Source organism: Mesorhizobium sp. M7A.F.Ca.CA.001.08.2.1 (assembly GCF_003998455.1).
GTDB classification, from domain to species: Bacteria; Pseudomonadota; Alphaproteobacteria; order Rhizobiales; family Rhizobiaceae; genus Mesorhizobium; species Mesorhizobium ciceri.
This window is the reverse complement of the sequence record NZ_RZPW01000134.1, coordinates 1-10,398: the sequence shown is the minus strand read 5'-3', so window position 1 is coordinate 10,398 and position 10,398 is coordinate 1. Positions and strand designations below refer to the sequence as shown.

Annotated in this window: 10 protein-coding genes; 3 read left to right on the top strand and 7 right to left on the bottom strand. The window is 63.3% G+C overall.

The window, feature by feature from the left end; translation table 11 throughout:
• The coding region (locus tag EN914_RS10895; protein WP_245497811.1) for a thiamine pyrophosphate-binding protein at nucleotides 1-957 on the bottom strand (957 nt) is incomplete at its 3' end.
• Between the two features lie 257 nt (nucleotides 958-1,214).
• On the bottom strand, nucleotides 1,215-2,384 hold the full coding sequence (locus EN914_RS10890) for a DUF6600 domain-containing protein (protein WP_245497810.1): 1,170 nt from the start codon (nucleotides 2,382-2,384) through the stop codon (nucleotides 1,215-1,217).
• A 432-nt stretch (nucleotides 2,385-2,816) separates the two neighbouring features.
• Here EN914_RS10890 and EN914_RS10885 point away from each other — a divergent pair, with 432 nt between their 5' ends.
• Entirely contained in the window at nucleotides 2,817-4,619 is a 1,803-nt protein-coding gene (locus EN914_RS10885) for an NAD(P)/FAD-dependent oxidoreductase (RefSeq protein ID WP_024501403.1), read from the top strand.
• A 71-nt stretch (nucleotides 4,620-4,690) separates the two neighbouring features.
• Here EN914_RS10885 and EN914_RS10880 read toward each other — a convergent pair whose 3' ends face one another.
• Nucleotides 4,691-5,281 carry an HD domain-containing protein gene (locus EN914_RS10880; protein WP_013531044.1) on the bottom strand — a complete coding sequence of 197 codons (591 nt, stop codon included), beginning with the start codon at nucleotides 5,279-5,281 and terminating at the stop codon, nucleotides 4,691-4,693.
• Nucleotides 5,278-6,429, bottom strand: coding sequence for a gamma-butyrobetaine dioxygenase (locus EN914_RS10875; RefSeq protein WP_024501404.1), 1,152 nt, complete (start codon nucleotides 6,427-6,429; stop codon nucleotides 5,278-5,280). The genes EN914_RS10880 and EN914_RS10875 overlap by 4 nt, the downstream gene beginning before the upstream one ends.
• A 121-nt stretch (nucleotides 6,430-6,550) precedes the next feature.
• On the opposite strand from EN914_RS10875, the gene EN914_RS10870 reads away from it, so the two are divergent.
• Nucleotides 6,551-7,426: a LysR family transcriptional regulator gene (locus EN914_RS10870; protein WP_024501405.1), complete on the top strand. Its 876-nt coding sequence runs from the start codon at nucleotides 6,551-6,553 to the stop codon at nucleotides 7,424-7,426.
• A 4-nt stretch (nucleotides 7,427-7,430) separates the two neighbouring features.
• On the opposite strand, the gene EN914_RS10865 is transcribed toward EN914_RS10870, so the two are convergent.
• Genes EN914_RS10865 through EN914_RS10855 form a run of 3 tightly spaced genes read right to left on the bottom strand, consistent with a single transcriptional unit; the run spans nucleotide 7,431 to nucleotide 8,879 of the window.
• Complete coding sequence (locus EN914_RS10865; RefSeq protein WP_024501406.1) at nucleotides 7,431-7,958, bottom strand: GNAT family N-acetyltransferase; 528 nt, start codon at nucleotides 7,956-7,958, stop codon at nucleotides 7,431-7,433.
• 44 nt (nucleotides 7,959-8,002) lie between these two features.
• The gene (locus tag EN914_RS10860; RefSeq protein WP_013531040.1) at nucleotides 8,003-8,311 is read right to left on the bottom strand and encodes a hypothetical protein; all 309 of its coding nucleotides are present in this window, start codon (nucleotides 8,309-8,311) and stop codon (nucleotides 8,003-8,005) included.
• 4 nt (nucleotides 8,312-8,315) lie between these two features.
• Nucleotides 8,316-8,879: an XRE family transcriptional regulator gene (locus EN914_RS10855; protein WP_024501407.1), complete on the bottom strand. Its 564-nt coding sequence runs from the start codon at nucleotides 8,877-8,879 to the stop codon at nucleotides 8,316-8,318.
• Nucleotides 8,880-9,033: 154 nt separating this feature from the next.
• Here EN914_RS10855 and EN914_RS10850 point away from each other — a divergent pair.
• Nucleotides 9,034-10,398: ATP-binding protein (locus EN914_RS10850; protein WP_127389076.1), on the top strand; the 1,365-nt coding region annotated here is incomplete at its 3' end.

Genomic DNA, 10,398 nt, shown 5'->3' with positions numbered 1-10,398 from the left:
CTTGTTGATCGACGACGGATCGATGTCGATGTGGATCTTCTTCGAGTTCGGCGAGAAGGCGGTCAGCCGACCGGTGATGCGGTCGTCGAAGCGCGCGCCGATGCAGATCATCACGTCGCAATCATGCATGGCCATGTTGGCTTCATAGGTGCCGTGCATGCCGAGCATGCCCATCCAGTTCTTGCCTGATGCCGGATAGGCGCCGAGGCCCATCAGCGTCGAGGTGATCGGGAAACCGGTGAGATCGACCAGTTCGCGCAGCAGATGGCTCGCTTCCGGGCCGGAATTGATGACGCCGCCGCCGCTGTAGATGATCGGCTTCTTGGCGCCCGCCATCAACTCGACCGCCGCCTTGATCTTCTCCAGGTCGCCCTGGACCTTTGGCTGGTAGCTGGTGCGTGGCGCGATCTGCGGCGGGACATAGAATCCCTTGGCGAACTGCACATCCTTCGGGATGTCGACGACGACCGGACCGGGACGGCCGGTGGTCGCGACATGAAAGGCCTCGTGGATGGTGGCGGCGAGCTCGTTGACGTCCTTCACCAGCCAGTTGTGCTTGGTGCAGGGGCGCGTGATGCCGACCGTATCGCATTCCTGAAAAGCGTCCGAGCCGATCAGCGAGGTCGGCACCTGCCCGGTCAGGCAGACCAGCGGGATCGAATCCATCAACGCGTCCTGCAGCGGCGTCACCGCATTGGTGGCGCCCGGGCCGGAGGTCACCAGCATCACGCCGGCCTTACCGGTCGAACGCGCATAGCCTTCCGCCGCATGGCCGGCGCCCTGCTCATGGCGCACCAGTATGTGCTCGACCTCGTCTTGCTGAAAAATCTCGTCATAGATCGGAAGGACAGCGCCGCCGGGATAGCCGAAGACATGCTTGACGCCATTGTCCTTCAGCGCCTGCACCACCATTTCGGCGCCCGTCATCTCGCGCCGCTCGTTCTGTCCGTTGCTCATCGGTCTGGTCCCGTACTGTCGCCATTGGGCGTTTGCTGGTCGTTTAGTCGTGTTTCAAGCAATAAAAAAGGCCCCCGAGGGAGCCTGTGTCTTGCGCATGGGGGGTTTTCGCCCGGCGGTTACACCGCCTTGCCCACGCGCTTTCCTACGAGAATGAGTGCTGTTTTCATGGTGGCGGACACTAAGGGCGGGCAAGGCGACCTGTCAACGGGAAAAATCGCGCCGGCGCGCACAGCGTGCCGGCGCGATTGAGGCGATCAGCGCGGCGCCTTGCAGCGGGAAACGCGCGGATCGCAGTTGGACACCTTCCTCGCCTGCATCTTCGCTGGCGGATGGTGAGGTGCCACCCTTGCCGGGCCATGGTGCTGGGGCATGTGCATTGCCAACGCCTGCTGATGCGGCTTTTGTTGCCCGGCACCGCGTGCAGGACGCTGCCCCGAGACCGGCTTGGCCGACCCCGGTTTGGCCAACGATTTGACAACGATACGTCCATCGCCCGCGGTCCTGTCGGCATGCAGCTTGAGCGCATCGGCCTTCGCGCCGTTGCCGGCGGCCATCCGCTTGCGCACGGTGTTGCCAGGCTTCGCGACGGCTGGATTGCTCGCTGTCACAGCGCTCGGAGACGTGGCCTTGTCGCCGCTCGCAATCTTGGGGCCATGGCCCGCCACGATTTGCCCGTTCCCATTGGCCGCCTTGGTGGCAGGCAGTGCATTGCCGGCAAGCCTCTTGATCTCGGCGCCCCTGGAAGCATCGAGACGTGCACTGGCAAACACGCCTTTGGGCGGAGGAACCAGTCTTGCCGCCTTGATCGAGTCGATGACTGGCTTCGGGAGTTGCTGCAGCCGGGGTCCGGCATTGATTGCAACCACCTGGTTGCCAAGCCGCACGCGTGGCCCATTGTTGACCACGACCGTCTGGTTGATGAATGTCGTGTTGCGCACGATGACGACGTTCTCCTGAACCGGCCGCACCACCCTGACCAGATCCACTGCGCCGATCGCCGCCACCGGCACGAAACACCACCAGGCGTCGTCGAAGGCGACACCGACGTCGGGCGGCGCCGGAGCCCAGCCGACATCATTGCCGCCCTGACGCCAGACCACCCAGGCTGGCGCCCATTGATCGCCGGCGATCCACACCCAGCCGAAATCGGGATCATACGCCCAGCGGCCATAGTGATAGACGACATCGCCGAATGGCTCGGTGGACTGCCAGTACCAGCCATCGTCGGTCCAGACCCACCTGCCTTCGGTGTAGGGCCGCCATTGGGTACGCACCGAGGGAACCCAGACATCGCCGAAGCGGCTGGAGGTTCGCCATCCGCCATAGTTCGAAAGCCTTTCGCGGACGGTGACGGAAATTTCCGCCGCATGCGCCTGTGTTCCGGGCAGCACCAGCGGGCCGGTCAGCGTCGCGCTCAAGGCCATGACCGCGGCCATTGCTGCAGCACGTCCACGCCGGCCGAGAGAGTGGCGTGAAGACGCTTGGAAAAAGGATATGATAATCATAACGGGCTCCAGAGTTCCGCATCCAGAAAATCCCGGGAACCGCCCTGCTGCCCGCCACCGCTTCCCGGCTTCTCACCGATCGGTTGTCATCGGCCCCGGTGACCGCATTGCGGCATTTGACCATCAACTTTGCGCGACCGGCGCGGCATTCACAAATGGGACGGTCGTTTCCGGCGCCCGGGCGATTGCGAAACCGCCGGGTGATCCCATTTTGCGAATAAACCATTGAAACCGCTGGAAACTATGGTGGGGCGTGACGAGGGCCGCCATCTCTGACGATACTTGATCGTCCGGCGGCAAGCCCGTCGGAGCCATCACCATGACGATCTGGATTTCACGGGAGGAAACCTGATGCTCGACAAGCCCTCTAGCAAGAAACTGTCTGACGTACTCGACCAGTTCGGCGCCGCGCTTGCTGCCAATGACATCGAGAAGGCGGTCGATTGCTTTCAAGAAGATTGCTACTGGCGCGACCTCGTTACCTTCACCTGGAACATCAAGACCATGGAAGGCCGCGACCAGGTCCGCGACATGCTGAAAAGCCAGTTGTCGAACACCAGGCCATCGCACTTCGCCATCGCCAAGGGCGAGGATGCGACCGAGAGCGGCGAACTGATCGAGGGCTGGATCAGCTTCGAGACGGAGGCGGCACGCGGCTTCGGCCATGTCAGGCTGAAGAACGGCAAGATCTGGACGCTGCTGACCACCATGGCCGAACTGAAAGGCCATGAGGAGCCGGCAGGCTTCGCGCGGCCGATGGGCGCCAGGCACGGCTCGGGCAAGAACCGTCCGACATGGAAGGAAGAGCGCGAGAGGGAAGCCGCCGAGCTCGGCTTCAAGACGCAGCCCTATACGGTGATCATCGGTGGCGGCCAGGGCGGTATCGCGCTCGGCGCGCGGCTGCGGCAGCTTGGCGTGCCGACCATCATCATCGAGAAGAACGAGCGTGCCGGCGACAGCTGGCGCAAGCGCTACAAGTCGCTCTGCCTGCATGACCCGGTCTGGTACGACCATCTGCCCTATATCGATTTCCCCAAGAACTGGCCGGTCTTCTCGCCCAAGGACAAGATCGGCGACTGGCTGGAAATGTACACCAAGGTAATGGAGCTGAATTACTGGTCCTCGACCGAGGCCAAAAGCGCCTCTTATGACGACAAGACGAAGGAATGGACCGTTGTCGTCCACCGTGACGGCAAGGACATCACGCTGAAGCCGAAGCAGCTGGTGCTGGCGACCGGACAGTCCGGCAAAGCCAATCTGCCGAAATTCAAGGGCATGGAGACCTTCAGGGGCGATCAGCACCACTCGTCGAAGCATCCGGGTCCCGACGCCTATGCCGGCAAAAAGGCCGTTGTCATCGGATCCAACAATTCCGCCCATGACATCGCTGCCGCACTTTGGGAAGCCGGCGCCGACGTGACCATGGTGCAGCGCTCGAGTACCCATATCTCCAGGTCCGACACGTTGATGGAAATCGGACTGGGTTCGCTCTATTCGGAGCAGGCGCTGCAGAATGGCATCACCACCGCCAAGGCCGATCTCATCTTCGCTTCGCTGCCCTACAAGATCCTGCACGAGTTCCAGATCCCGGCCTATGCCGAGATGAAGAAACGCGATGCGGCATTCTACAAGGGACTGGAAAAGGCCGGTTTCATGCTCGACTGGGGCGACGACGAGTCCGGCCTGTTCATGAAGTACCTCAGGCGCGGCTCTGGCTATTACATCGATGTTGGCGCATCGCAGTTGGTCATCGATGGTTCGATCAAGCTGAAGAGCGGCGTCGACGTCGAAGAGATCAAGCAGCACTCGGTCCTGCTCAGCGACGGGTCGGAACTGCCTGCGGACCTCATCGTCTACGCCACCGGCTACGGCTCGATGAACGGCTGGGCCGCCGATCTGATATCGCGCGAAACCGCCGACAAGGTCGGCAAATGCTGGGGCCTCGGCTCGAACACCACCAAGGATCCCGGTCCCTGGGAAGGCGAGTTGCGCAACATGTGGAAGCCTACACAGCAGGAAGCGCTGTGGTTTCACGGCGGCAACCTGCACCAGTCACGCCACTATTCACAATTCCTGGCGCTGCAGCTGAAGGCCAGGCAGGCCGGCTTGGCGACGCCGGTCTACGGGCTGCAGCAGGTGCATCACAAGGGGTAGGCGAGCGCGATTCCGGCGAAGCCGGAAGAAAGAAGGCAGGGCTTGCACCCTGCCTCCTTTCTTTGAGGGAATTACGCCGGCTTACCCGCCGCGAACTGCGTCACCACCCGCTGCAACAGCGGCACGTAATCGCGAAACGTCCGCGTCTTCATGTTGGCAATCTTGCCGCTCTCGTCCCAGATGCGGACCCGGACCGCTTCCTCATGGAACGGGTTCTTGCGGAACTCGGCCACCTCCTCGGCATTCATCGGCCCACCCTGCAGCGACAGCGTATGCACCGAGGCCTGCGACAGCTTGCCGAAATAAGTCGGATCGGTGGCGCAGAGATAGCGCTTGGCGGCGACATGCAGCCTGACGCATTCGACGATGACAGGTGGAAAGAACGGCGCCAGCACTTCGCCGCCGGCTTCGTCATGATGCTTGTCCTCGACATCCTCGGGCGAATAGGTGCCGAACTCGCTGGTGTAATGGCCAATGTCGTGCAGCAGCGCCGCCGCCACCAGCTCGTCCGGCGCGCCGTCCTTTTCGGCGAACCAGGCGCCCTGCAGCATGTGCTCCGACATGGTGACGGGTTCGCCGAGGTAGGATTCCGCACCCCGGCGCTCGAAGATGTCGGCAATGAATTCGACGATATTGTCCGCGTTCAAATCCTGGCTGCTCATTCCGCCGCCTCCTTGAACCCGTGTTCTATCGACGCGAGCGTCGACAGCAGGCCATCCTTGTCGGCGTAACAGCCCTGCAGCCAGCGCTTGCCGGTTCCGGAAAACGCCTTGCGGGCGTGCATGACGCGCGTGTTGTCGACGATGAAAGCCTGCCCCGCTTCGAGCTTGAACGTCACTTCGAAGGATGGATCCTCGATCAGTTCGGCGAACCGGCGGTAGGCCGCGTAGTACGCCTCCATATCGGCGAAGGGCACGTCGACCGTCGGCGCCAGCGAGCGGTTGTTGAAGCGGATGCAGATCAGCTCGCCATCGGGCCCGAGCTCGATCATCGGCCGCTTCGCCTGCAGCCGCACACCGGAAGAGCCGGCATATTCGAAGCGCGCCGGGCATGAGCTCAGCAGCCGGAAGCCTTCCGGGTTCTCAGCCTGCAGCGCAGCCGCGACGGCAAATCCGTCGACGACGCTGGATTCGCCTCCCTCAACCGTATTCTCGATGCAGGACAGGATCTGCAGCGTCGGCACGGGGTCGCGATAGGGATTGTCGGTATGCGCCTGGAGCCCGAGATTGGTGTAGGCGAGATTGCTCGGATTGACCTCGGCGCGCACTTCGAACCAGCGCCCGTAATTGGTCTCCCTGATATAGCCGAACAGATCGGACACCTTGCACAGCGCTCCGGATTCGGCCGGCAGATCGTCCATCACCGCAAAGCCATAGGCTTTCACCGCCGACAGCCATTGCCCCAGCACAGCGCGATCATGGCTGGCCGCAGCATAGCCGGCGCGCGGCACCGAATTCTGCATCGAGGCCTTGGTCCATCGCACGGTGGCCTCGTCTGTCCAGCCGGGCTGGCGGGCCGCGTCACGATCATAGGCATTGGCGCTCAGCCATGCCGCCGGGAAACTCACTGTTTTCTGCTCCGGCACGAAGCTGACTTCCAGGGCACCGCCCTTGACCGATGCCGCGCCGATCCTGGTGTCGGCGGGAATGTCGAGAATGGTGATCAGCCGTTGGCCATTGCCGGCGCTGCGCGTCTTGTCGTCCAGCGCATTGTCGCGCAGCCACATGGCGTGAAAGCGGGTGCGCGACCCGTCCTTCCAGCCAAGTTCGATTGTTCTGCCTTCGTCGCCGATCAGCGCCTGGGTGAGCATGGAGATCCGTTCCTGTCCATTGCGTCCCCCGCAGCTGACCCGCAGGGTTTCGATTGCATGTTGATCGCGCGAGAGGCATAATTCAAATTATCCTTTTTTGGCCAATGACCACGATATACTAATGTCTCGAACCACACCCCTGCCGCCGCTCGACTGGCTGCGCAGTTTCGAGGCTGCGGCGCGGCTGTCGAATTTCACCGCTGCGGCAGCCGAGCTTGGCCTCACCCAGGCGGCCGTCAGCCAGCACATCCGGTTTCTCGAGGAGCGGCTGAAGACACGTTTGTTTTCGCGGCTGGCGCGCGGCGTCGCCCTGTCGCCGGAGGGGGCAGCCTACCTCCCCCACATCCAGTCGGCCTTCGCCACCATCGGCAACAGCACCGCGGAACTGTTCGAGCCGCGCGCCGTCCAGACCGTGACCATCCGGGCGCCGATTTCCTTTGCCTTGCTGATGCTGGTTCCGGCGCTGCCCGATCTCGCGAAGGCACTGCCGCGCATCCAGCTCGACCTGGTGACGATCCATCGCCCTACCGATTACGACCTGCCGGGCTCGGTGCTCGATATCCGTTTCGGCAACGGATCCTTCCCCGGCCGCGAAGCCGACAGGCTGACCGCCGAGCGGCTTGTGCCGGTGGCGGCTCCGGGTCTGGTCGGCGACGCAGACTGGACCTCCTTGCCGCTGCTTCTGGTTGCCGGCGCGCGCGAGATGTGGGCGGAATGGTTCGCTGCCGCCAGGCTGGCCGGCCATCCCAGGCGATCGCACCGCTTCGACAGCTTCGTTGCCGCCATGGAAGCGGCCAAGGCCGGCGCCGGCGTGCTTTTGGGCTCGCGGCCGCTGGTCGATGCGGCGCTCGACAGCAAGACGCTGGTCAGGCTTTCCGACTTCGAACTCTCCAGCACATCGGGCCATTTTCTGACCAAGGCGTCGACAGCGCGCCTGACCGGCGCCGAGCAGGATTTCCGCCAGTGGTTGCTGTCGCGCCTCTCCGCGCCGGCATGATTGGTTACGAGATTTGCCCGATTCGCTTCCAGTAGATCAGCGTGCCGGTCAGCCCGCCATGCGGCTTCAGGGCATAGTCCGGTATCTCACCGGCCAGCGTGAAGCCCAACCGCTCATAGAGGCCTGAGGCGCCCTCCTCGGTTGCCGTGTCCAGAATCAGCAGCGTGCGGCCCTTCTCCACCGCAAGGCTCTCGGCGGCCCGCATCAGGCGCGTTCCCACGCCCCTGCCCCGGTAGTCTGTGCGTGTCATCAGCTTGGCGATCTCGGCCCGGTGCGGCTGGTTGGGCGGACAGTCGAGCAGCAAGGTCACGGTGCCGACCAGGTTTTTGCCGTCCCAGGCGCCAAGCATCGCTCTTTCGCCCCTTGCCGCCGCGGCCAGCGATTTCTCCCAGAAACCCCTCGCCGCCTGCGGCGCCAACGGATGCATGAAGCTGACCGAACCGCCTGCCGCCACCGTTGCGACCAGCAATTCAGCCAGCCCGTCCTGCGTCTCGGCAGCCGGGGTCAGGGTTGCGATCTCGATCGAGTTCATGTGCGGGATATCCTGTGATTGCGATAGAAGCGGGCGCATTGCCGTCACTCCAGATGGCGCGCGCGGCGACGCTTTCGCGCCGCCTTGATGGCGCTGATGCGGTCGGCATCTTCGTGCCCGAGGTGCCGCCCGCGCTCGAGAATCTCGAGCGTGTACTCCTCGTAGGTCAGGCCAAGCCGCTCGGCTCTGTCCATGCGCAACAGCATGACCTCGTGGCTCGGCGCCTTCCACGCCTTGGCGTGCGCTGCCTGCCAGGCCAGGAAGATATAGGGATCGCCCGTGCCCCATGGCGGGCCCTTGTACTCATCGAGAGGCGGCCCCCCATTGTGGGAGCGCTTTGGTCTCTTTGCCATTGTGTCAGCCTCTGACCAGGGCGACCAGATAGTCGGCGCCGGGCTCCAGGGCATGGAAGGTGCAGTCCGACGGCGCCCCAAGCGCCAGGCAGTCGCCGGGCTCGAGCTTGTGCGCCATATCGCCTTCGATGAATTCGAGCCGCCCGGAAATCAGCCATATCTGCTGCTTGATGAAGGCGTATGAAGCAGCCGGAAAACTGACCCTGGCGCCCGCCGGCAGATGCACCTTGATCAGTTCCAGCGGCATATCGCCAGCCGGCGAAAGATGCCGCCTGACATAGCCGGTATCGGGATCGCGCCATACCGGCTGGTCGGCCTCGCGCAGCAGCCCGCCGCCCTGCAGCTCGGCGCGCGCGATCAAGGTCGACAGCGTCATGCCGAAGGCCGACGCGATGCGCACCAGAAGCGCCGCCGTCGGGCTGGTCTTGCCTCGCTCGATCGTGCTGAGCATCGCCTTCGAGACGCCGGAATGCTCCGCGAGATCTGCCAGGGACCAGTCACGCATGACCCTTTCGGCGTGTATCCTGCGGCCTATCGTCGAGGAAATTTCGTTCGCTATATAATCCATATGTCTATTATAGCGAAATATTGACGCCGGAGAAGAGCCGCCTTGCGACAATTTTCACAGGCCCCTTAATGCTCTCTACACCATCCGACCTCATCGGGCCTTAACCCCATTCGGGTAGGATCGATTCTCCAGGGAAATGGGGATTGGCCTGTCCATGTATGTCGAACGCGAAGCCTCCGTGGGGGAACCGACCTCGCAGGAGCGCCGCCAGACCGAGCAGAACGACAAGCGCATCCTCGGCAATGTCGTGCAATGCGACGGCGCTCGCGCCACCATCAGCGCCTATGCGGACGATGCCGACGGCGCGGTGACCGGCCTGTGGACGGTCGGCAAGATGATTTCCATCAATCTCGGATCGACGCGAACCGTCGGCCTTGTCTACGCGATCGGCAAGTCGGACCGCGCCTGGAGCAATGAGGGCCAGAACGCCATCGAGGTCAGCATCGAGCTGATCGGCGAAGTCCGTGACGGTGCGGAGCCCGGCGCCAGACCGGTCTTCGACCGCGGCATCACCACCTATCCGCATATCGGCGCCGTTGCGCATCGCATCCGCACCCGCGACCTGCAGGCGGTCTATGACCTTGCCGGGCGTCATTCGATCACGATCGGCACGCTCGCGCAGGACGAGACGATCGCCGCCAACATCGCTATCGACGATACGCTGGCGCGTCACTTCGCCATTGTCGGCACGACCGGCGTCGGCAAATCCACCGCCGTTTCGCTGCTGCTGCGCAAGTCGATCGCGGCACGGCCGGATCTGCGCATCCTGATCCTCGACCCGCACAACGAGTTCGCGGCATCGCTGCCCGAATACTGCGTCAGGGTCGATTCCAAAACTTTGGATCTTCCGTTCTGGATGTTCACGCTGGAGGAATTCGCCGAGGTGCTGTTCCGGGGCCGCGAGACCGAGCCGGAAGAAATCGATGCCTTGCGCGACCTGATCCCGGCCGCCAAGAATCTCTACCGCAACCCGAATTCGGGCTCCTATACCAGGCGCGGCAGCGATGCGCTGACCGCCGATACGCCAGTGCCTTACCGCATCGCCGACCTGCTCAAGCAGATCGATGAGCGCATGGGCATGCTCGAAAGCAAGACCGATCGCCCGACGCTCAAATCGCTGAAGACGCGCATCGAATCGGCGGCGGCCGATCCACGTTATCGCTTCATGTTCAACTCGCGCCTGATCGAGGACACCATCCACGAGACGATCGGCAACATCTTCCGCGTGCCGCATCATGGCCGTCCCGTGACCTGCTTCGAGATGGCCGGCATGCCGTCCGAAGTGGTCAATTCCGTCTGTTCGGTGCTGGCGCGCCTGGCCTTCGATCTCGCTCTGTGGAGCGAAGGCAAGCTGCAGCTTCTGTTTTTGTGCGAAGAGGCGCACCGCTATATGCCGGCCGACCCGCGTCTCGGATTCGCGCCGACTAGGCATGCGCTGTCGCGCATTGCCAAGGAAGGCCGCAAATATGGCTGCTATCTCGGCGTCGTCACCCAGCGCCCCGGCGAGCTCGACCCGACC